This window comes from Streptomyces sp. NPDC027189 (assembly GCF_055566975.1).
The window spans coordinates 193,632-216,041 of the sequence record NZ_JBVHRI010000007.1; the positions used below are offsets into that span (position 1 = coordinate 193,632).

Consider the following 22,410-nt stretch of genomic DNA (forward strand, 5'->3'; position numbering starts at 1 on the left):
CGCTCACTGCATCTGCCGCCGCACCAACTCGTGCAGCCGCCCGCCCGTGTCCGCCAACAGCTGTGCGGGCGGGCCCTGCTGGGCGACCCGGCCGTCCTCCATCACGATGACGCGGTCCGCGTCCATCACCGTGGACAGGCGGTGCGCGATCACGACCCGTGTGGCGTTGAGCGCCCGGGTGCTCTCGATGACCGTGCGCTGCGTCTCGTTGTCCAGGGCGCTGGTCGCCTCGTCGAAGAAGAGGATGCGGGGGCGGCGGATCAGCGCCTGGGCGATCATCAGACGCTGGCGCTGACCGCCGGAGATGGCGCCGCTGCCGGAGACGATGGTGTGCAGACCCATCGGCATGCGCTTGATGTCGTCGGCCAGACCCGCCATCTCGGCCGCCGCCATCGCCTCCTCGGGCGTGTAGGGCTCGGTGCCGCAGATGCAGTCCAGGATCGAGCCGGTGAACGGCTGCGCGTGCTGGAGCACCACACCGCACTGACGGCGTACGGCGGACTGGTCCAGGGCCGCCAGATCCTGGCCGTCGTACAGCACGCTGCCCGAGACCGGCTTGTCGAAGCCAATGAGCAGCCGCAGCAGCGTGGACTTGCCGCAGCCGCTGGGACCGACGATCGCCACGAACTCGCCCGGCCGAATGCCGAACGACACGTCGTCGAGGACGAGCGGGCCGTCGTCGGCGTACCGGAAGGAGAGCCTTCGCGCCTCGATGCCGCCGGACAGGATGCCCGGGCGGGTGCTCGCCACGCGTACCTCGGGGGTCGCGTCGAGCACCGGCTTGATCTCCTCGAACATCGGCAGCGCGGCCGCGGCCGAGACGAACGCGCCCGTGATCTGCGTGACCGAGGTGAGCAGCATCGTCATCGACGTGTTGAAGGTGAGGAAGTCCGCGGCCGACAGCGAGCCGTGCGCCGGGCCCGCCAGCAGCATGAACATCAGCAGCGAACAGAGCGGCAGATACACCGCGCCCATCACCGTGGTGAGGTTCTTGATGCGGCCCACCTTCTGCTGGAGTTCGCGGCTGCGCGCGAACTCGCTCGCCCAGGCGGCGTACGCGTAGTTCTCGGCCGCCGCGACGCGCAGCTTGGGCAGTCCGCGCAGGGTCTGGAAAGCCTGGTTGTTCAGCTTGTTGCTGAGCACGACGAGGCGGCGCTGCCAGCGCACCTGCCACAGGCCCAGGCCCAGGAACACGGCCGCGATGACGACGAGCATGCCGATCGCGGCCAGCGCCATCGGCACGCTGTACCAGAACAGCAGCCCCAGGTTCATCGCGCCGACCGTGCCCGCCTGCGCGACCGTCGGGCCGACGCCCGCGAGGAGCCGGCGGATCGCGCTGATGCCCATGGCGGCACTGGCGAGTTCACCGGTCGAGCGTGAGGTGAAGAACTTGGTCGGCAGCCTGAGCAGCCGGTCCCACACGGCAGGTTGGAGCGTCGCCTCGATCCGGCCCTCCATCCGAAGCATCGTCAGGTTCTGCAGCAGCATGAACGCCGCCGACACAATGCTGCTGATCATGATGGCCAGACAGACCTGCACGATGAGACCGTGCTGTGCCTTCGGCACGTACTCGCCGAGCACCTTTCCGGTGGCGATCGGCACCAGCGCGCCGATCGCGACGGTCACCAGACCGCTGATCGCGAGGCTGCGCAGATCGCCACCGGTGCCCTGAAGGCAGAACCGCAGCAGCCGCATCGGGCTCAGCTTCCGCTCGGGCAGCGGGCGGTAGAACATCACGGCCCGCGGCTCGAACTCGGCCGCATTCGCCTTCTCGACCGGTGTCTCGCGCCCGGACGACGGCTGCACGGCCACATATCCGCCACGCCGCCACAGCAGCGCGACCGGCGCACCGGACACGGCCCGGTGACCGATCAGCGGACCGATGTTGTCCCGCCACCAGCGCCCGTCGAGGCGTACGGCCCGGGTGCGCACGCGCGAGGCGAGCGCGATGCGTTCGACCGGGTCGAGCCGGTCGCTCTCCGTTCCGCTCTGCGCGGACTCCGCCAGGGTGATCCCGGCCTCGCGGGCGACCAGCTTGCAGGCCGCGTAGGTGGCGTCCGTGTCGGCCGCGGTGGGGCGCTTGGCCGAGGATTTGCCGATGGAGGCGAGCAGGGTCCGGTCGGCCTGGGCACGGACGGCCTCGCCCGCCTTGATGCCCGCCGCCGTACGGTCCTCGTGGGTGGCCTCCAGTTGCTCGATCCAGCGGTCGAGCGTGGTCAGCAGACGGTACTGCTGGTCGACCATGCTCTGCCAGACACCGGGGTCCATCAGCAGGTCGGCGGCCGCTTCGGCGCCGTACAGCGAGCCGTACTGCACACTGCCGGGCGGCACCTGCATCCAGAAGACGTCGTCGTCCGTGAGCGCGGCGGCGTTCTCCGTGGCCATCGGGGCCTGGAAGAGGATGGAGAGGCTGCGGCCGACGCCGAGGGCGAGGGCGTACTCCAGCGGGCTCGAAGTCGGCGGTACGTACTGGGGGTTGCCGTACTCGTCGTACGACCAGGTCTCGGTGTTGACCGGCTGGTACAGCTCGCGCAGCACGATCCGGTGCACCACGCAGTCGCGCAGCGGGCGTCCCACGAGCGTGTGTTGCGGTCCCGCGACCGGGCCGAGGAGAAGGGAGCCCGCTTCGAGGCGGCCGAGGTGGTGCCAGTGGCCCTGCTGGGCGGCGTCGACCGCGAACAGGTCCATGGCGCCCGCCGCGACGAGCCAGAGGACTTGCGGGCCCTCCAGGTCGAGGCGGTTGAGGCCGGAGCAGTCGATCGGCGTGCCCATGCCGCCGAGCGCGCCGAGGACGAGGTCTCCCTCGTGAACGCCCTCGTGAACCGTGGTCATCTCATCGCTCCTTGACCAGCTCGGCGTACGCGCCGCCGGCCGCCACCAGGGCGTCGTGCCGCCCGCGCTCCACGATGGTGCCGTGCTGAAGTACGACGATCTCGTCGCTGTCGCGGACCGTGCTGAGCCGGTGCGCGATCACCACACAGGCACAGCCGCGCTTGCGCAGGTTGTCCATGACGGTCTGTTCGGTCTCCGCGTCCAGCGCGCTGGTCACCTCGTCGAGCACCAGGATGCTGGGCCTGCGGACCAACGCCCTTGCGATCTCCAGGCGTTGCCGCTGGCCGCCGGAGAAGTTGCGCCCGTCCTGCTCGACCCGGCTGTGGATGCCGCCGGGGCGACGCATGACCACGTCGTACAGGGCCGCGTCCTCCAGCGCCGCGACCACGGCGTTGTCCGGGATCGACGGATCCCACAGCGCGATGTTGTCGCGGACCGTTCCCTCGAAGAGGAAGACGTCCTGGTCGACGAAGGACACGGAGGCCGCGAGGGCGCCGCGCGGGATGTCCTCCAGGCGCTGCCCGTCAATGCGGATCGTGCCTTCCCAGGGGGCGTACAGGCCCGAAATCAGCCTGGACACCGTCGACTTGCCGCTTCCCGAGCCGCCGACCAGTGCGACCTGCTGGCCCGGGCCGACCGTCAGCGAGAAGCCGGTGAGCAGTGGTTTGTCGAGCGGGCTGTAACCGAACGTGATGTTCTCCAGCTCGACATGGCCGTGCAGACGGCGGGTGGACTCGCCGGTGCCGGAGCGGGCGTACAGCGGGTCCGCCTGGAAGTTCTCGACGTCCTTGAGGCGGGCCACGTCGGCCGCGAAGTCCTGGATGCGGCCCGCGACGCCGTTGAGCCGCGTGATCGGCGCGGTGAAGCGGGTGACGAGGGCCTGGAAGGCGACCAGCAGACCCACCGAGATATGGCCCTCGATCGCGCGCAGACCGCCGATCCACAGGATCAGCGCCGAGTTGAGCGTCGCGAGCGTCGGGGCGACGACGCCCAGCCAGGCGCTCGGCACCCCGAGGCGCTGCTGCTCCTCCAGGGTGGTCGCGTGCTGTCCTGCCCACTTGCGGAAGTAGCCGTCCTCGCCGCCGGTGGCCTTCATCGTCTCGATGAGCTGGAGCCCGGTGTAGGCCGTGTTGGTGAGCCGCGCGGTGTCCGCGCGCAGCTTCGCCGTGCGGGTCGCGCGCAGCCGGATCACCACCCGCATGGCCACCACGTTGAGCAGCGCCACGCCGATGCCCACGGCGGTGAGCTGCGGGTCGTAGGTATAGAGCAGCACGGCGTAGAGCACGACCACGATCGCGTCCACACCGGCCGCGGCGAGATCGCGGGCCAGGGTCTCGGCCACCGCGTCGTTCGACTGGAGCCGCTGCACCAGGTCGGCCGGACTGCGCTGGGAGAAGAAGGTGACCGGCAGCCGCAGCAGATGGCGCAGGAAGCGCGCGCTGGAGAGCGTCGAGGAGATGATGCGGCCGCGCAGCAGATTGGCCTGCTGCAACCAGGTCAACACCACCGTGAGCAGCACGGAGGCGCCCATCGACGCGAACAGCACGCCGAGCAGGGAACTCTGGCCACCGATCAGATACTGGTCGATGTACGTCCGGCTGAGCGCGGGCACCGCCGCGCCGACCACCACCAGCAGCAGGCTCGCCAGCACCGCGGCGGGCATGGTGCCCGACGTGCCGCGCAGCCGGGCTGGCATAGCGCCCAGGACTCCCGGCCTGCGGCCGCCCTTGCGGAAGTCGGGCCCCGGCTCCATGACCAGGACGACCCCGGTGAAGCTGGTGTCGAAGTCCTCCATCGGCACGAACCGGCGGCCCTTGCCGGGGTCGTTGATGTGTACGCCGCGCCGCCCGAAGCGGCGTCCCATGCCGTCGTACACGACGTAGTGGTTGAACTCCCAGAACAGGATCGCGGGCGCCCTCACCTCGGCGAGCGCGGCCGTGTCCATCTGCATGCCCTTGGCCGTCAGGCCGTAACTGCGCGCCGCCTTCAGCAGGTTGCTGGCGCGCGAGCCGTCCCGCGAGACACCGCACGCGATGCGCAGTTCTTCGAGCGGAATGTGCCGGCCGTAGTGGCCGAGGACCATGGCGAGAGAGGCCGCGCCGCACTCGACGGCCTCCATCTGGAGCACGGTGGGGGTGCGGACGGTCTTCCGCCTGCCCTTGGGTACCGTGCGCTTCGGCGGGGCGGCGCGGCGTCTGCCCCGGGTGTCTTGTGCGGTGGTCACGGCAGGAGCCAATCGATGGGGCGCTGATCGGCCATGCGGATCGAACCCGTGGCCAGGGTCATGGAAGTGAGCGCGAACGGCGGCCCGTCCGCCGAGGACCACTTGAGGCCGCTCTTCGTGCCGGAGGACCGGTCGAGTCGGACCAGGACGGCCACCGGCCTGCCCTTCTTGGTGAACTGCTCGCCCAGTTGGCTGTCACCGAGGAAGGAGGCGATCTGCTGCTGGGTCTGCACGGTCCGGTCGACCGCCTTCACATGGCCGCGCAGCACCCCGTACTGCTGGGTCGGCACCGACTGGACGGTGAGGTCGACGGCGGCGTTCGCGGGAATCGTGGAGGCGTTCTCCGCGGGGACGTACACGGTCGCGTACAGCGGATCGTCGGCGTGGGCGACCTTCTCCACGGCGGCGACGTTCGCGCCGGTCGAGATGATCGCGCCGATGGTGGCGGCGAGGGCGGTGATGCGGCCGGCGGCGACCGTCCGGACGACGGCCGTTTCCCCTTGCGCCGTACGGACCTTCAGCACGGGGGCGTTCGCGGCGAGCCGTTCGCCCTCCTTGGCGAGGACCGCGGTGACCTGCCCGGCGACAGGGCTCTGCAGGACGTAACTGCCCTCCCCGTGCGTGAGGATGGCGGGTGCGCCGACCGTGGACGCGACGGTGCCCGTCACGGCCCACACCGACGCGGCCGCCATCACGACGACCGTCACGGACAGCACGAGCCAGCCCTGGGGGCGGGCGAAGCGCACCGGAAGGTCCAGCTCTTCGGGCGATTGCAGCTTGGCGAGGGCCTGTTGGCGGAACTTCACGGGACTTCCCTCACCTGTTCGAGAGATTTACGACATCCGAGAGTCCCGGAATCGGGAAGCGGTTCCGGGACTCAACGGCATGAAATGCGATCAGAGACCGGCAACCAGGCCGGTGACCGGGGCGGTGTTCAGACCGGTCACACCCTCGACGGTGCCGACGCCCGTGCCCACGAGGCCGGAGACCGGGGCAACGCTGTCGACCAGGCCGGTGACGGTGCCAACGGCGTTCAGCGACAGGCCGCCGGAGACGTTGTCGAGGTCGGCGTCCGAGATCTCAGCGGTCTCAACACGGGGGGTGGAGTTCATGATGGAACTTCCCTTCGTCTGGATATTTCATAAGGGGAGAGCGGCCCCCTCTGGGGGACAGATGACGGCCGCCACCGCGAGCGCGCGGCGCCCGTTTCCGGGAGCCTCGGTGCACCCCGCGGTGCAACGGATCAAAGCACGCCCGCGTGGCGCGTATCCAATCAACAAAGGCTCTCACCTGGGCACTTGAGCACTTCGGACGTCCAACCGTGCAGGCGTGCACACGTCCCGGTGGCGACTTCTTCACATGCTGCGCGGCATCGATTCGTGCGCGCCCTTGCCGCCCCGGGATCGAATGGGACAGTCCCGTCGCAATGGCGCGGAGGGGGGCGCGCGACTGTGCAGATCCGTCGCGCGCGGTGACTTCGTTGCGTATTCGATGTGCAGATTCACTGAAGCCGGGATTCCGTTCCTGGCCGGGAACGGACCGTCATTGATCTGTGGCGGACTGTGTCGTGTGCGCCGAGTGCGCGTCCCGCTCAGCCCAGGAGGGCGTACACCGTGCTCGCCCGCGCCGCGATCTCCTGCGACCCCTCGGCGGTCATGGTGATGTCCGCGAAGGCCATCCGGCGGCCCAGCTTGGTGAGCACCGCCTCGACCAGCACGTCCGCATCCGTCACCGCCCGCTGGAAGCTGGTGGACTGCTGGACGGTGGTCATGGGGACGAAGGCGCCGCGCGCCGCGGACACCGCGATCACGGTCGCCGTGTCGGCCGCGGCCATCAGCGCCTGGCCGGACAGCGAGCCGCCCTCCCGGGCGAGCCGCGCGGACCACGGCAGCCGCAGGACGGCGCGTCGGTCGCCCAACTCCGCCACGGACAGGCCGAGGTCGAGCACCCAGGGGGCGAAGCGGTCGGAGAGGATCTTGTCGGCTTCGGCGAGGTTCAGCGTCATAGGAGGCATTGTTCCCCGGTCGCTCGGCGGAAAGGCGGGATTGCCTCGTATTCCATGCCTTTCGCCGAGGTAACTCCTGCCTTTCTTAAAGGCAGTTGAACAACCCACGTGGCTCACCCGTATCAACAACCATCCAGGCGCCCCCAGTCAGCTGCCGGACGGCGGCATCGACCCCGTCCCCAGGAGGTCAAGAGTTGAGTCACAAACGGATACCCAAGCGCAAGGCCGCCCTCGCGGCAGGAAGCGTGGCGGCGCTCGGAGCGGCGGCACTTCTGCTGCCCAATGCCAACGCGTCCCAGTCGAACTCGGACGACGCCACCCCGAAGACGTTCAAGGCGACCGATGTCGGGGACGTCGCCTCACAGCTCGCCTCCCAGTTGGGTGACGCCGTCGCCGGGTCGTACTACGACTCCTCGAAGCAGCAGCTCATCGTCAACGTCGTCGGCGACAACAGCAATGTGGTCAACCAGATCGAGAAGGCCGGTGCCGTCGCCAACAAGGTGCAGAACAGCACCTCCGCACTCCAGGCCGCCGCCAAGACGCTGAAGTCGGACGCGACGATCCCGGGCACGGCGTGGGCCGTCGACCCCAAGACCAACAAGATCCAGGTCACCGCCGACAGTACGGTCACGGGTGCCCAGTGGAACAAGCTGACGTCGACCGTCGACTCGCTCGGCTCCGGTGTGGCCACCGTGAAGAAGTCCGCCGGCACGTTCAAGACGTTCGTGTCGGGCGGTGACGCCATCTTCGCCCAGGCGGACGGCGGTGGCGTCCGCTGCTCGCTCGGCTTCAACGTCACCGCGAGCGACGGCAGCCCCGCCTTCCTGACCGCCGGGCACTGCGGTGTCGCGGCCGCCCAGTGGTCGGACTCGCAGAACGGCCAACCGATCGCGACCGTCGACCAGGCAACCTTCCCCGGCGCCGGCGACTTCTCGCTCGTGAAGTACGACGACCCCAACACCCAGGCGCCGAGCGAGGTCAACGTCGGCAACGGGCAGACCGTCCAGATCACCCAGGCGGCGGAGGCCACGGTCGGTCAGCAGGTCCTCCGGATGGGCAGCACCACCGGTCTGCACGACGGCTCGGTCACCGGTCTCGACGCCACCGTCAACTTCCAGAGCGAGACCGACCCCAACGGTGTCGACACCGTCACCGGTCTCATCCAGACCGACGTCTGCGCCGAGGCGGGAGACAGCGGCGGATCCCTGTTCACCCAGGACGGCAGTGCGATCGGCCTCACCTCGGGCGGCAGCGGTGACTGCACCACCGGCGGCGAGACCTTCTTCCAGCCCGTCACGACCGCGCTGGCAGCGGTCGGTGCGACACTCGGCGCGGGAGACGCCGGGGCCGGGGCCGGTGACGGCGGCGCGGCCGACCCGAGCGCCGGTGCCAGTGACCCGGCGGGCGCGGGCGACCAGGCCGGCGGCGCGGGCGACCAGGCCGGTGGCGCGGCGGATCCGAGCGGAGCCGCGGGCGACCAGTCCGGCACCGGCATGGACGACGGCTCGGGCCTGGTGACCACCACTCCCTGACGGCCGGTCACGAAGAACCACTGACCCGGCCGCGGAACAGCGGTCCCGGTCGGCAGTGGAAGCGTCCGGCCCTCCGGCGGGAGGGCCGGACCGTCCGCGTACGGACCGTCCGCGTAAGGGACGCCCCACCGGACGGTTCTGCCTACTGGGCCCGTTCACTCGGGTGGCCGCGCCCGCAGCAGGAGCAGCGCGACATCGTCGGGCCGCTCCGGCGCCGCCGTGTCGCCGTGCTGTACGAGGCTGTCGGCCAGCGCGTCCAGAGGCTGGTCGCCGGTCTCGGCGAGCCGTCGGCCGAGGTCGCCGAGGGCGTCCTCGATGTCGACGCCGGGCGACTCGATCAGACCGTCGGTATAGAGGGCGAGCACGGAACCGGGCGTGAACGGAACCTCGGTCGTCGGATACGTGGCCGACGCGTCGATCCCGAGCAGCGGGCCGCCGACCAGGTCGAGCACCCGGACCTTGCCGTCCGGCCGCCGGAGCAACGGCGGCGGATGGCCCGCACGCGCCATGACGGCCACCTCGCGCGCGGGGTCGAGAAGCAGATACAGACAGCTGGCGAAGAGGTCGGTGCCCAGGTCGATCAGCAGCCGGTTGGTGCTCCGCATCACCTCCTCCGGCGGCTGACCGACGGTCGTGTACGCCCGTACGGCGGTGCGGAGCTGCCCCATCAGGCCCGCCGCCGTCACGTTGTGGCCCTGCACATCGCCGATCACCGCCGCGGCCCGGCCGCGCGAGCGCACCAGGTCGTAGAAGTCCCCGCCGATGTCCATGCCCTGAGTGGCCGGGAGATAGCGAGCGGCCGCCTCGATCAAGGGCAGCGACGGCAGCGAGGGCGGCAGCAGCGCGGCCTGCAGACCGTGCGCCAGCCGGAGCTTGGCGTCGTAGAGGAGTGCACGCTCCAGCGCCTGCGCGATCAGCCCGCCCAGACTCGTCAGGACGGCACGCTCATCGGCGGGGAAGGTGTGCGGCTGGGCGTAGGCCAGCACGCAGGTGCCCACCGGCCGCCCGGACGCGATGAGCGGCAGATAGGCCCATGCGGCCATGCCGTCCGGCGTCGCGTTCTGGGACGGGTAGACGCGCTCCAGCTGCTGACGCGAGTCGAAGAAGGCGGGAACGCCGGAGTTCAGCGCATGGGTACCGGGGGTCTGCGTGCTGAGCGGCATTCCGTCGAAGCGCTCCACGATGTGCGCGTCCGGATACCCCCGATGCCCGAGCACATGGAGGCGCCCGGCCTGCGTGCCCAGGATGACCAGGGCCTGGCTGCCGACGGCGGGCGCGATCTCGTCCGCGACCAGCTGCACCACGTCCTGCACGCCCGCCGCCTGCGTGAGAGCGCTCGCCAGACTCAGCACATGGGAGATGGTCACCAGGCGCGGGGTGCCGTCACCGTGCTGCGGCTCGGCACGGGTCATCTCGGCCACCGCCCGGGCCCGCGAGATGCGCACGCTCAGCCCGCTCGTACTGGGATACAGGCGGAACGACAGCCAGTCGCCGGGCGGCCGCAGCGCCACGAACGAGGTCACCTGCTGGCTGAGCAGCGCGGCACGGTAGCGGTCCTCGTAGACGGGGTCGTTGAGCCAGGGCACCGCCGCCCACAGCTGGGTGCCCAGCAGTCCGCTGACCGGGACCCCGAGCAGCTCGGCCGTCGCCGTGTTCGCGTAGCTGATCCGCCCGTGCAGATCCAGCGCGCACAGCCCGTACGGCAGCCGCGCCACCATCCGCGCGGCCTCCACCGTGCCGAGCGTTCCGGCCGCGGCGGCGGGTGCCATCAGGTCCGGCTCGGGGTGCACGGGACGCTGCTCCTCGGCCGCCCGCTCCAGGCGCAGTGCGAGCCGCTCGCAGGCCGCGGTGAGATGGTCGCGTTCCCGGTCGGACAGCTCCGGCGGGTGCGAGCCTGGCCAGGTCACGAAGACGGCGCCGTATGCCTTGTTCTCCGTCGCCACGGGGAGCGCCGCCAGTGCGAACGGGTAGGGGAGCACGACGGCGATCCGCGGATAGCGGCTGGCCATCTGCTCCTCCCCGTTGACCCAGATCAGCCGTCGCTCGCGCAAGGCCTCGGCCACCGGGATCGGTGCGCTCAGCCCCACCCGCTCCCACGGTGCGGCGAAGGCCCTGGGCAGCCCCGCCATGACCGCCATCTCCAGGACCGGCTCGCGGGGCGCCAGCAGATAGACCGCCCCGGAGTGGGCGTGCACGTCGTCCATCATCGCGGCCAGAGTCAGCGACAGCAGCGGCCGTCCGACCGGCGCCGGTCGACCCCCCGCCGGAGCCTGCCCGGACCCCTGCCAGTCGGACACGCCGACCACCTCCTCGCAGGGCCGCGCGACAGATCCCAGGGATCAAGGCTCTCTCCTGGCGGCCCTTCCCGCACGGCGAGCGGACCCGCCGACGCGCCGCACGACCGAAGCCACCCGGGGGTCCCGCGGCGCTGGGAAGCCGCGCCGCGACAGCGATGTCGCAGGCCCAACAGGCTCAGAACGGTCACAGGGGCTGCGCGAGCGTCCCGGAAGCGCTGTAATTGCGGACGTGGTCAGTGAGGGCGCTGCGGAACGCAGAACGAGAACGCTGCGTGCCGAACTTGCCCTCAAGACGCTCACCACGGACCTGGACCCGCGCGAGCGGCTGCGCCGCGTCCTCGAACAGCCGCTGGTCTACACCACCGCGACCCTGGCCGCGGTGTACTCACCGAGCGAGAGCGGCGACGAACTGCACCTGGCCGAGTCCGCCGGGCTGCCGAGGACGCTGTACGGGCTGCGCGACAGCTATCCGCTCTCCGGTGGGTCCCCCGCGGTGGACGCCCACCGCTCGGGCCGGCCGCTGTTTCTCGGCCCGGCGGAGCTCGGCCGCTGCGCGGACGCCCGGCGGCTGCCGTCCCAGGAGTTCTGGCTGGGTGTGCTGCCGCTGCGGGACGGCGGCTGCCTGGTCGCCGTCAGCGAGAACCCGGGCGGCTTCGGCTCCGAGGACCGGGAGTACCTGGGGCTGCTGGCCGAGGCAGTCGTCTGCCCGCCGGCCGCCGAAGCGGAGGACATCGAGGACCTGCCCGCCAGCTCCTTCAGCCTCGCCATGGACACCGGGCACGTCGAGGTCGACGACGAGATGCTGGAGCTGTTCGGCCTGGACCCGGACGACTTCGACGGCAAGGTGGAGACGCTGCTGGCGATGACCGTGCCGGAGGACCTGCCCTCGCTGATGTCCGCCGTGGAGCCGGACCACATGTCCATCGGCGACCGCGAGCTGGAGTTCCGGATTCTGCAGCCGTCCGGTGGGCAGCGCTGGCTGCGGCTGCGTGCCCGCCTGCTGCCCGGCGGCGAAGGCCGTCCGGCGCGACTCGTCGGCACGGTCTCCGACGCCTCGAAGCTGCGCTCCGGCGTCAACGACGTGGCCCGCGTCCAGCGGCTCGCCACGGCCCTGGCCACCGCGCGCACCGTCCGCGACGTCGGCCGGGCCGTGGTCGCCGCCCTGCGCAAGCCCCTGCGGGCCGACCGCATCGCTCTCGCCGGACTGGAGGGCGACCGACTCGTCGTCACGGACCTCGACCCGCCCGAGCCCGAGGCCTGGCCCGATCTGTGGCGCACCGAATGGCGCTCGGAGTGGCCGGACGCGCCCGTCCGCGCCATGCCGACGCTCGCCGCGGCGCTGAGCGAGGGGCGCCCCGCCATCTGGCCCGCCGGGGCGCCCCTGGAGCCGGCGCTCGCCGACGTCGGCCCCGGCGGCCTCGCCGTCCTGCCCCTGCCCGCGGGCGGACACATGGCCGGTGCCTGCCTGATCGGCTGGGACGCCCCGCACGACTTCGGCCCCGACGAGCGTGCCCTGCTCACCGCGGCCGCGGGTCTCGCGGGCCAGGCGCTGATGCGGGCCCACGCCTTCGACGCCGAACACGAACTCATCGGCATGCTCCAGCGCTCGCTGCTCCCGCGCCGCCTGCCCCAGCTGCCCGGCGCGGTCGCCGTCGCCCGCTACCTTCCGACCACGTCGGGTCTGGAGGTCGGCGGCGACTGGTACGACGTGATCCCGCTGCCCGACAACCACGTCGCCCTGGTCATCGGTGATGTCCAGGGACACAACGCCTCGGCCGCGACCCTCATGGGCCAGATGCGCACCGCCCTGCGCGCCTACGCCATCGAGGGGCATCCCCCGGACGTGGTGGTCTCGCACGCCAATCGTCTGCTCATGGACCTCGAGACGGACCTCTTCGCCACCTGCTGCTACGTCGACGTGGACATGGAGGAGGGCTCCGCCTGGTACGTCCGCGCCGGACATCTGCCGCCGGTGCTGCGGTACCCGGATGGCCGCACGGAGGTTCCCGAGTCCGACGGCGGGCCGCCGCTCGGCGTCGTCACCCAGGCAGACTTCCCGATGAGCCCGCTGCGGCTCCAGCCCGGCACGATCGTGGCCCTGACCACGGACGGTCTTGTCGAGTCCGTCGAGGTCGACATCGAGGACGGCCTGAACCGGCTCGCCTCGGAGCTGGCCGGCTCCGACCCCGCCCACCTCGGACTCGTGGCCGACGCACTGCTCGCGGGAGCCAACCGCAGCGACGACGTGGCCCTGCTCCTGATGCGCTACGACGGCATGGCGACGCGTCCGCTCCGCGAGAGCTGGACCATCTGGCGCGTCCCCGAGGCGGTCCGGCACGCCCGCCGTTTCACCAGGCGCACCATGCGCTCCTGGGGCGTGAGCGACAACCTCGACGCGGTCCTCCTCGTCGTCTCCGAACTTGTCACCAACGCCCTCGTGCACACCGACGGCCAGGTCCGGCTCGACCTCACCCTGATCAACCACCGGCTGCGGGTCGCGGTCGCCGACAACTCGCCGCGTACGCCGGTCAAGCCCACCAGCATCGGCTGGGAGGCCACCGGCGGGCGCGGCATCCTCCTGGTCGAGGCCATGTCGGCGGCCTGGGGCACGGTGCCGGTGAGCGGCGGGAAGCAGGTGTGGTGCGAGGTCCTGCTGGAGTGACCGCGCGCGCTGGGGCGTGGAGCGCACGCTGCGGAATCAGGGGGAGTGACACCCTGAGGGTGTGCGTCTCCTGCTGATGTCCGACACCCACCTCCCGAAGCGGGCGAAGGAACTGCCTGCCCAGCTCCTCGCCGAACTCCCGCTCGCCGACGTCGTCGTCCACGCGGGCGACTGGGTGGACACCGCCACCCTCGACCTGCTGGAGGACCGCTCCCGCGCGGTCCTCGGCGTGTACGGCAACAACGACGGCCCGGCCCTGCGCGCCCGCCTCCCCGAGGTCGCCCGCGCCGAACTGGGCGGCCTGCGCTTCGGAGTCGTCCACGAGACCGGTGCCGCCCAGGGTCGCGAGCACCGCTGCGCCGAGCGCTTCCCCGACCTCGACGTCCTGGTCTTCGGGCACAGCCACATCCCCTGGGACACGACAACGGAGACCGGCCTGCGCCTGCTCAACCCCGGCTCGCCGACCGACCGCCGCCGCCGGCCCCACTGCACCTACATGACCGCGACAGCGGCGGACGGCCGGCTCACCGACGTGACACTGCACCGACTGCCGTCGCGCACCGGGTAATTGAGTGGACGGCCGACACCCACTCCCAGTGAGATGGACGGCGTATTGATTGACGCCGATCTCGTACGCCGTCTGCTCGTGGCGCAGTTCCCCCAGTGGGCCGAACTGCCCCTGTCACCCGTCCCGTTGTCGGGCAGGGACAACGCCACGTTCCGGCTGGGCGACGACCTGTCCGTGCGGCTGCCGCGTTACCCCCACTGGGTCGGCCGGGTGGAACGCGAGCACACATGGCTGCCCCGTCTCGCGCCGTACCTGCCGCTGCGCGTGTCCGAACCCGTGGCGAAGGGGGAGCCGGCGTAGGGATACCCCTATTCCTGGTCCGTCTACCGATGGCTCGAGGGGGAGACGGCCACGACGGAGGGCCCGGTCGATCCGGTCGCAGCGGCCGTGTAGCTGGCCGAGTTCATCACCACGCTGCAGCAGCTCGACGCCACCGGCGGTCCCGGCCCCGAGCGGAGCAACGCGTTCCGCGGTGATCGCCGATCACCGCGACGCGGCCGGCTGACCGGCTCAGGGGTGCCGACGGCGTCGTAGACGCAAGAACACCAGCGCCGCGGTGACGGCCGCGGCGACCGCCACGACCAACCGCTTGGCGACCGGCACCCCCGCCGTCCGGATGAGATCGATCGGCTCCGCCTCGGAACGCACCGAAACCGTCGGCTCGTTGAGCAGCTCGGACTCTTGGAGTCGGCTTGGTTCCTCGGTCCGGCGGGGTTCCTCGGCGCGGCGGGGCGCTTCTTGGGGGCGGCCGGATTCTTCGAGGCGCTCGGAGAGACAGTCCGCGAACCGCCCCACCAGCTTGTCGCCCACCTCCGCCATGACCCCGCGCCCGAACTGCGCCGGACGCCCCGTCACCGTCAGATCGGTCTCCACCGACACGGCCGTGCCGCCGTCGCGTTCGCTGAGCGTGCCCGTGACCCTGGCCCGCGCCGTGCCCTGGCCGCGTGACTCCTTGCCGCTCGCGATCAGCACCATCCGGTGCGCCGCCTCATCCTGCTCCTCGAAGACGGCGGTGCCCCGGTACGTCAGGGTGATCGGGCCCACCTTCACCTTCACCGAGCCGGTCACGGTCTTGCCGTCGTAGTCCTCGACCGTCGCGCCCGGCATGCACGGGGCGACCCGTTCGATGTCGAGGAGCACGCGCCAGGCGTCCTCGACCGGGACGGGGACCGTGAACTCGTGGTGCAGATCCATCATTTCCTCCTGGATCGAGGTACCGGGGACACTCCTGGATCGGGCTCCGGCGGCTGCTCCTGGATCGGACTACCTCGCATGGATCGCCCCGGCAGTCGCCGTCAGGGGCGTCCCGCTGCCGCCCCACCGCAGCGCGACGATCTCCGCGGCGACCGACACGGCGACTTCCTCGGGCGTACGTGCCCCGAGGTCGAGGCCGACGGGTGAGCGCAGCCGGGACAGATCACGCTGCGAGAGGCCGGCATCGGTCAGCCGTTTCATTCGCTCGTCGTGCGTACGGCGGCTGCCCATCGCCCCGATGTACGCGGCCGGGCGGCGCAGCGCCTCCTCCAGCAGGGGCACGTCGAACTTCGGGTCGTGGGTGAGGACGCAGATCACGGTGCGCGCGTCGGTCGTCGTACCGCTGAGATAGCGGTGCGGCCAGTCGACGACGACCTCCACGCCCTCGGGGAAGCGTTTCGGCGTGGCGAAGACCGGCCGGGCGTCGCACACCGTGACCCGGTAGCCCAGGAAGGCGCCGATCCGGGCCACCGCGGCCGCGTAGTCGATCGCGCCGAAGACCAGCATGCGGGGCGGCGGCGCGAAGGAGTTGAGGAAGACCGTGACCGCGTCCTCGCGGCGCTCGCCGTGCGGCCCGTAGTGCCGCCGGATCGTGGCGCCCTGGGCCAGCTCACCGCGCGCGTCGGCGGCGACGGCGACGTCCAGACCCGTCGACCCGAGGGAGCCCGACACCCCACCGGAGGGGGCCCCCGACTCCTCGTCCGGCCACACGGCGAGTGTGGCCCCGAGCGGCGCAGGGCCGTCGATCACCGTCGCCACCGTCACCGGGCGGCCCGCGGCCACCGACTCGGCCACCGCGCCGAAGGACGGGTCGTCGGCGGGGGACACCCGGCGGACGAGCAGCGTGATCTCGCCGCCGCAGGTGAGTCCGACGGCGAACGCGTCCTCGTCGCTGTACCCGAAGGTCTCCACACGCGCCTCGCCCGACTCCACGACCTCCTGGGCCAGCTCGAAGACCGCGCCCTCCACACAGCCGCCGGACACGCTGCCCACGACCTCGTCGGCCGGGCCCACGGCCATGGCCGCGCCCGGGTCGCGGGGCGCGCTGCGGCTCACCCCCACCACCGTGGCGAGCCCGAACGGCGCCCCTGACGCGTACCACTGGTTGAGCGCCGGGAGGATGTCACGCATCGCTCGCTCCCTTCACCGCGGGGTGCGTCTGCCTCAAGGGTCCGCCCTTTCCGAAGGGTCCGGTGCTCCTCAGGGGTCCGACATTTCTGCGGGATCCCGTTCTCCTCAAGGCCTTGCCACGTCCGCAGGATCCCGTTCTCCTCAAGGGTCCGCTCCTCTCACCACCGCCGCCAGACGCTCCAGTGCGGCCAGGCTGTGCCCCTCGACGAAGGCGTCCACGCTCGGCAGCGCCGCCGCCATCCCGCCAGCCAGGGGCGCGTAGCCGGGACGGGCCTTGCGCGGATTGGCCCAGATCACCCGGTGCGCGAGCCGGTGCAAGCGTCGCATCTGGGCCGCGAGCAGGGCCGGATCGCCACGCTCCCAGCCGTCCGAGAGCACCACCACCACCGCGCCGCGCGCCATGCCCCGCCGGCCCCAGCGGTCCAGGAAGCCGCGCAGCATCTCGCCGAGCCGGGTGCCGCCGCGCCAGTCGGGAACCGCCGCCGCGAGTGCCGCCATGGCCGTGTCGGGGTCGCGATGCGCGAGCTCGCGGGTCACCCGGGTCAGCCGGGTGCCGATGGTGAACACCTCCGTGCCGGTGCCGTGCGAGGCCGCGTGCGCGAACCGCAGCAGCGCGTCCGCATAAGGGGCCATCGAGCCGCTCACATCCACCAGCAGCACGACCCGGCGCGGACGCTCGGCCCGGGCATGCAGCCGCAGCCGGGCCGGTTCACCGCCGCGCCGCAGCATCTCCCGTACGGTTCGCCCCGGATCCACGCTGCCACGCCGCGCCGGGTGCCGCCGCGCGGAGCGCCGCACCTCGCCGCGCAGCCGGAAGGCGGCCAGCAGCCGCCGCAGTTCCTCCCGCTCGGGCCCCGTGAGCCCGGCGAAGTCACGCTGGCGCAGCACGTCGGTGGAGCTGGCGAGCGTGGCCGTCGGTACGGCGTCCTCCGGGGCCCGCGTCGCCGTGGGAGGAACGGGACCGGCGTCACGGACGACCATGCGCAGCCGTGGCGGGGGAGTGGACCGTGTCGGGGCGCCTACCGCCTTCGTGCCGAAGTAGGCCGCGAAGACGCGTTCGTAGCGTTCGAGATCGTCCTGGCTCCCGCACAGGGTGAGCCGTCCTGCCCAGTACACATCGGATCGCACGCCCGGATCGAGGAGACCGAGCGCGCCGAGGAAGGCCTGCACGCGATCGGGCGCGGCGTCGACACCGGCCGTGCGCAGGGCTCGGGCGAACCCGACCAGGACGGTGGACGCGTCGACGGTGCCCTCGCGTCCCATGCTCCTACGCCCCCCGGGCGGAAAGGATCGACGTCAGGTCGAGACCGCGCGCCCGCTCGGCGTCCTCCCGGTACTTCAGCACCGACCCCAGAGTGGCCAGCGCCAGCTCGGCGTCCACCTCGGTCGCGCCCAGCGCGTGCAGGGCCTCGGCCCAGTCGATCGTTTCCGCGACCCCGGGCGGTTTGAGCAGGTCCTCGGCGCGCAGGGCCTGGACGAGCGCGGTGACCTGCTCGGCCAACCGCTCGGTGACCTCGGGCAACCTGCGTCTCACGATGGCGAGTTCGCGGGCGAACCCGGGGTGGTCGAACCAGTGGTAGAGGCAGCGTCGCTTCAGCGCGTCGTGCACCTCGCGGGTGCGGTTGGAGGTGAGAACCACGACCGGCGGCGACTCGGCGCGCAGCGTGCCCAGTTCGGGGATGGTGACCGCGTACTCCGACAGCAGCTCCAGCAGGAACGCCTCGAACTCGTCGTCCGCGCGGTCCACTTCGTCGACGAGCAGCACGGACGGATGGGTCTCCAGCGCCTGCAGGAGGGGCCGGGTGATGAGGAACCGCCGGTCGTACAGCTCGCCTTCGAGCCGGTCGGCGTCCGTGATGCCCGCCGCTTCGGCGGCCCGCAGGTGCAGGAGCTGGCGCGGGAAGTCCCAGTCGTACAGGGCCTGCGACGCGTCGATGCCCTCGTAGCACTGCAACCGGATCAGCGGAGCGCCGGTCGCCTCGGCGAGGGCGGACGCGAGCGCGGTCTTGCCCACGCCCGCGTCGCCCTCGCAGAAGATCGGCCGGTGCAGCCGCAGCGCCAGGAAACAGGCCACGGCCAGCCCGTCATCGACGAGGTACCCCGTCTTCTCCAGTCGGGCCCGCACCTCGTCCGGACCGCTCAAGCCGTCCACGACCATGCCGGTGATGGGCTCCTCACCCCATACCGCCGGCGGCCAGCACCGCCCGCTTGGTCAGAACCTGGGCGAGGTGCGCGCGGTACGCGGGTGAGCCCGACGGATCGGACGACGGGTGCGTCCCGTCCGCCGCCACCTCGGCGGCCCTCTGCACCGCGCCCGGCGCCGCGGCGCCCACGAGCGCCTCCTCGGTGGCCCCGGCTCGCAGCGGTGTCGAGCCCATGTTCGTCAGCCCGATCCGGGCCTCGGCGATGTGCCCGTTGTCGCGCCGCACGAGCGCCGCCACGCCGACCACGGCCCAGGCCTGTGCGACCCGCTGGAACTTCTCGTAGTGGTACCCCCAGCCGTCGACCGTCGGGATCTCCACCTCCACCAGAAGCTCGTCCGGGCGCAGCGCCGTCTGCAGATAGTCCACGAAGAACTCGCGGGCCGGGATGGCGCGCCGACCCGCCGGCCCCTCTGCGATCAGCGTCGCGTCGAGCGCGAGGATCACGGCGGGCAGGTCACCGGCCGGATCGGCGTGCGCGAGCGAACCGCCGAGGGTGCCGCGATGGCGCACGGCGGGATCGGCGACCGTGGCCGTGGCCGCGGCAAGCAGCCCGGCATGCCGGCGTACCCGTGGGTCGCGGATGACATCGTGGTGCGAGGTCATCGCGCCGATGATCAGCGTGCCCTCGTCCTCGCGGATCCCGCGCAGCTCCGGAATGCGGCCGACGTCGACGACCAGTTCGGGAAAGGCCAGCCGCAGCCGGAGCAGCGGCAGCAGGCTCTGCCCGCCGGCCAGCACCTTCGCGTCCTCGCCCGCGTCGGCGAGGGTGCGCACGGCTTCCTCGACGCTCGCGGGCCTGGCGTACTCGAATGCCGGGGGAATCATGCTGAGCCGTCCTTTCCGGAACGAGCCTGCTCGATGGCCTCCCAGACCCGCTGCGGAGTACAGGGCATCGCCAGCTCGGTCACCCCCAGCGGGCGCAGCGCGTCCACGATCGCGTTGACGACCGCGGGCGTCGAGGCGATGGTCCCCGACTCGCCGACTCCCTTGGCACCCAGGGGGTTCGAGGTGGCGGGCGTCTCCGTCCGGTCCGTCACGAACTCGGGCAGATCGGCCGCCGAGGGCACCAGATAGTCGGCCATCGTGCCCGACACCAGGTTGCCCTCGTCGTCGTACACCGCCTCCTCGTACAGCGCCTGCGCGATGCCCTGCGCGACTCCGCCGTGCACCTGTCCCTCGACGATCATCGGGTTGATGACCCGGCCGACGTCGTCGACGCAGACATACGAGCGGATGGTGGTCCGTCCGGTCTCGGTGTCGACCTCGACGGCGCACAGGTGGGTGCCGTGCGGGTAGGAGAAGTTCTCCGGGTCGACGAGGTGCTCGGCGTTGATGGTGGGTTCCATGCCGTCGGGCAGGTCGTGCGAGGAGAACGTCTCGAAGGCGATCTCCTGGATGGTCTTGCGCGCCTCGGGCGAGCCCTTCACGGAGAACACGCCATGCGTGAACTCCAGGTCGTGCTCGCTTGCTTCGAGGAGGTGCGCGGCCACCTTCCGCGCCTTCTCCACCACCTTCTGGGCGGCGTGGTGCACGGCCGCCCCGCCGACGACGAGCGATCGCGAGCCGTAGGTGTCCATGCCCTGCGGCGCCGCCTTGGTGTCGCCATGCAGCACCTCGACGTCCTCGAAGGGCACTCCCAGGACGTCGGAGGCGATCTGGCTCCAGCAGGTCACATGCCCCTGCCCGTGCGGACTGGTGCCCGTGACCACCTCGACCTTGCCGGTCGGCAGCATGCGGATGCTCGCCGCCTCCCAGCCCCCGGCCGCGTACCGCAGATCCCGCAGCACCCGGCTCGGCGCGAGCCCGCACATCTCGGTGTACGTGGACACACCGATACCGAGCCGCACCACGTCGCCGTGCTCGTTGCGCTTCTGCTGCTCCGAGCGCAGCTCGTCGTACCCGAAGAGCGCGAGCGCCTTGTCGGTGGCGGCCTCGTAGTTGCCGCTGTCGTACGTGAGCCCAGCGATGGCCGTGTACGGGAACTCCTCGTGGCGGATCCAGTTGCGTCGCCTCAACTCGATCGGATCCAGGCCGAGTTCGACGGCCAGCTCGTCCATGATCCGTTCGATGGCGTACGTCGCCTCGGGGCGCCCGGCGCCGCGGTAGGCGTCCGTGGGCGTCCTGGTCGTGAAGACGCCGGTGCACGTGAAGTCGTACGCGTCCATCTTGTAGATCGCCGGATACATGAACGCGCCCAGGATCGGGATGCCCGGCGTCACGAGCATGAGGTACGCCCCCATGTCGGCGAGGAGGTCGACCTTGAGGCCGAGCAGCTTGCCCTCGCTGGTGGCGGCGATCTCGATGTCCTGGATCATCCCGCGTCCGTGATGGGTGGCGAGATACCCCTCGGACCGCGACTCGGTCCACTTCACCGGGCGGCCCAGCCGCTGCGCCACGGCGAGCGCGAGGGCCTCCTCGCCGTACACCTGGAGCTTGGAACCGAAGCCGCCGCCCACGTCGGGGGCGATCACCCGAAGCTTGTGCTCGGGGACGCCGGTGACCATGGACAGCATGATCCGCAGGATGTGCGGGATCTGGGTGGCGGAGTAGACGGTGTACTCGCCGGAGGCGGCCAGCGGCGTCACGACCACCGCCCGCGGCTCCATCGCGTTGGGGATGAGCCGCTGCTGGACGTAGCGGCGCTTCAGCACCACGTCCGCGCGCTGCCGGACCGAACCGTAGTCCTCACCGGTGGCGAGGGGCCAGACGTAGCAGCGGTTGGTGCCCTTGTCGGCATGGACCAGCGGGGCGTCCTCGGCGAGGGCGGCCTCCAGGTCGAGGACCGGGGGCAGTGGTGTGTAGTCGACCTCGACGGCTTCCAGGGCGTCGGCGGCGGCGTACCGGTCGCGGGCCACGACGACGGCCACCGGGTCGCCCGCGTAGCGGACTTCGTCGACCGCGATCGGCGGGTGGTCCGGGAGGACGATGTCCTCGGTGACGGGCCAGGCGCAGGGCAGTGAGCCGAGGCCTTCGGCCAGGTCACGGCCGCTGAAGGCGGCGACCACGCCGGGGCGTTCGCGCGCGGGCGCCACATCGACCCGGTCGATGCGCGCGTGCGCCATGGGGCTGCGCAGAATCGCCAGGTGCAGCAGTCCGTTGACGCTGATGTTGTCCGTCCAGTTGGTCTGGCCGGTGACGAGACGGGCGTCCTCCTTGCGCGGCCGGGAGCGGCCGACCTCGCGCTCGGTGACCTGGTCGGTCATGTCGTGACCTCCTGCCCGGAGGCGGCCAGGACCGCGCGCACGATGTTCTGGTAGCCGGTGCACCGGCAGAGGTTGCCCTCCAGGGCCTGGCGTACGTCGTCCGCGGTCGGATCGGGGTTCTCGCGGAGCAGATCCCGGGCGGCCATGATCATTCCTGGTGTGCAGTAGCCGCACTGCAGGGCGTGCCGCTCGTGGAACGCCGTCTGCAGCGGATGCCACTCCCCGTCCCGGGCGAGCCCCTGGACCGTCGTCACTTCGCTCCCGTCGGCCTGGACGGCGAGCACCGAGCAGCTCTTGACGCTCTCCCCGTCGAGGTCGACCGTGCAGGCCCCGCAGTTCGACGTGTCGCAGCCGATGGGGGTGCCGGTCAGGCCCAGGCGGTCTCGCAGGTAGTGGACCAGGAGGAGGCGGGGTTCGACCTCGTCCTCGTACGTGGTGCCGTCCACCTTCACCGAAATGCGGGTCATGTGCCCTCCCAGAGAGCCAGGTGAGGGGTGT

Annotated in this window: 17 protein-coding genes; 4 read left to right on the plus strand and 13 right to left on the minus strand. The window is 71.5% G+C overall.

The features are described from left to right. Window positions 1-3 precede the first annotated feature (3 nt). The 5 genes from ACZ4RZ_RS19485 to ACZ4RZ_RS19505 form a co-directional block, all read right to left on the minus strand. Complete coding sequence (locus tag ACZ4RZ_RS19485; RefSeq protein ID WP_467746093.1) at window positions 4-2,832, minus strand: NHLP bacteriocin export ABC transporter permease/ATPase subunit; 2,829 nt, start codon at window positions 2,830-2,832, stop codon at window positions 4-6. A 1-nt stretch (window position 2,833) separates the two neighbouring features. Continuing rightward, window positions 2,834-5,056, minus strand: coding sequence for an NHLP family bacteriocin export ABC transporter peptidase/permease/ATPase subunit (locus ACZ4RZ_RS19490; protein WP_467746095.1), 2,223 nt, complete (start codon window positions 5,054-5,056; stop codon window positions 2,834-2,836). Next, window positions 5,053-5,862, minus strand: a complete 810-nt coding sequence (locus tag ACZ4RZ_RS19495; RefSeq protein ID WP_467746096.1) for a hypothetical protein — start codon at window positions 5,860-5,862, stop codon at window positions 5,053-5,055. The genes ACZ4RZ_RS19490 and ACZ4RZ_RS19495 overlap by 4 nt, the downstream gene beginning before the upstream one ends. Before the next feature lie 90 nt (window positions 5,863-5,952). Beyond that, window positions 5,953-6,168, minus strand: coding sequence for a type A2 lantipeptide (locus tag ACZ4RZ_RS19500; protein ID WP_189186621.1), 216 nt, complete (start codon window positions 6,166-6,168; stop codon window positions 5,953-5,955). A gap of 479 nt (window positions 6,169-6,647) precedes the next feature. Further along, window positions 6,648-7,061 carry a PaaI family thioesterase gene (locus ACZ4RZ_RS19505; RefSeq protein ID WP_467746098.1) on the minus strand — a complete coding sequence of 138 codons (414 nt, stop codon included), beginning with the start codon at window positions 7,059-7,061 and terminating at the stop codon, window positions 6,648-6,650. Window positions 7,062-7,255: 194 nt separating this feature from the next. On the opposite strand from ACZ4RZ_RS19505, the gene ACZ4RZ_RS19510 reads away from it, so the two are divergent. Beyond that, window positions 7,256-8,593: a S1 family peptidase gene (locus ACZ4RZ_RS19510; protein WP_467746100.1), complete on the plus strand. Its 1,338-nt coding sequence runs from the start codon at window positions 7,256-7,258 to the stop codon at window positions 8,591-8,593. A 155-nt stretch (window positions 8,594-8,748) separates the two neighbouring features. Here ACZ4RZ_RS19510 and ACZ4RZ_RS19515 read toward each other — a convergent pair whose 3' ends face one another. Beyond that, a complete protein-coding gene (locus tag ACZ4RZ_RS19515; protein ID WP_467746101.1) occupies window positions 8,749-10,899 on the minus strand; it encodes a SpoIIE family protein phosphatase in 2,151 nt (716 codons plus the stop codon). A gap of 220 nt (window positions 10,900-11,119) precedes the next feature. Between ACZ4RZ_RS19515 and ACZ4RZ_RS19520 the strand changes: the two genes are divergently transcribed. From ACZ4RZ_RS19520 to ACZ4RZ_RS19530, 3 genes are all read left to right on the plus strand, one after another. Then, on the plus strand, window positions 11,120-13,552 hold the full coding sequence (locus tag ACZ4RZ_RS19520; RefSeq protein ID WP_467746103.1) for a SpoIIE family protein phosphatase: 2,433 nt from the start codon (window positions 11,120-11,122) through the stop codon (window positions 13,550-13,552). A 61-nt stretch (window positions 13,553-13,613) separates the two neighbouring features. Then, a complete protein-coding gene (locus ACZ4RZ_RS19525; RefSeq protein ID WP_467746105.1) occupies window positions 13,614-14,120 on the plus strand; it encodes a metallophosphoesterase family protein in 507 nt (168 codons plus the stop codon). 33 nt (window positions 14,121-14,153) lie between these two features. After that, window positions 14,154-14,420 carry a phosphotransferase gene (locus tag ACZ4RZ_RS19530; RefSeq protein ID WP_467746106.1) on the plus strand — a complete coding sequence of 89 codons (267 nt, stop codon included), beginning with the start codon at window positions 14,154-14,156 and terminating at the stop codon, window positions 14,418-14,420. Between the two features lie 210 nt (window positions 14,421-14,630). Here ACZ4RZ_RS19530 and ACZ4RZ_RS19535 read toward each other — a convergent pair whose 3' ends face one another. From ACZ4RZ_RS19535 to ACZ4RZ_RS19565, 7 genes are all read right to left on the minus strand, one after another. Further along, window positions 14,631-15,314: an SRPBCC family protein gene (locus ACZ4RZ_RS19535; protein ID WP_467746472.1), complete on the minus strand. Its 684-nt coding sequence runs from the start codon at window positions 15,312-15,314 to the stop codon at window positions 14,631-14,633. Window positions 15,315-15,383: 69 nt separating this feature from the next. Then, window positions 15,384-16,505 (minus strand): XdhC family protein, encoded by a 1,122-nt coding sequence (locus tag ACZ4RZ_RS19540; RefSeq protein WP_467746108.1) that lies wholly within the window; start codon window positions 16,503-16,505, stop codon window positions 15,384-15,386. Between the two features lie 141 nt (window positions 16,506-16,646). Further along, window positions 16,647-17,768 (minus strand): vWA domain-containing protein, encoded by a 1,122-nt coding sequence (locus tag ACZ4RZ_RS19545; protein ID WP_467746109.1) that lies wholly within the window; start codon window positions 17,766-17,768, stop codon window positions 16,647-16,649. Between the two features lie 4 nt (window positions 17,769-17,772). Next, window positions 17,773-18,663 carry an AAA family ATPase gene (locus ACZ4RZ_RS19550; protein ID WP_467746111.1) on the minus strand — a complete coding sequence of 297 codons (891 nt, stop codon included), beginning with the start codon at window positions 18,661-18,663 and terminating at the stop codon, window positions 17,773-17,775. Window positions 18,664-18,679: 16 nt separating this feature from the next. Further along, window positions 18,680-19,534, minus strand: coding sequence for an FAD binding domain-containing protein (locus ACZ4RZ_RS19555; RefSeq protein ID WP_467746112.1), 855 nt, complete (start codon window positions 19,532-19,534; stop codon window positions 18,680-18,682). Beyond that, on the minus strand, window positions 19,531-21,912 hold the full coding sequence (locus tag ACZ4RZ_RS19560) for a xanthine dehydrogenase family protein molybdopterin-binding subunit (protein WP_467746114.1): 2,382 nt from the start codon (window positions 21,910-21,912) through the stop codon (window positions 19,531-19,533). Before ACZ4RZ_RS19560 ends, ACZ4RZ_RS19555 begins: the two co-directional genes overlap by 4 nt. Further along, complete coding sequence (locus ACZ4RZ_RS19565; protein WP_406176718.1) at window positions 21,909-22,379, minus strand: (2Fe-2S)-binding protein; 471 nt, start codon at window positions 22,377-22,379, stop codon at window positions 21,909-21,911. Before ACZ4RZ_RS19565 ends, ACZ4RZ_RS19560 begins: the two co-directional genes overlap by 4 nt. Window positions 22,380-22,410: the final 31 nt, after the last annotated feature.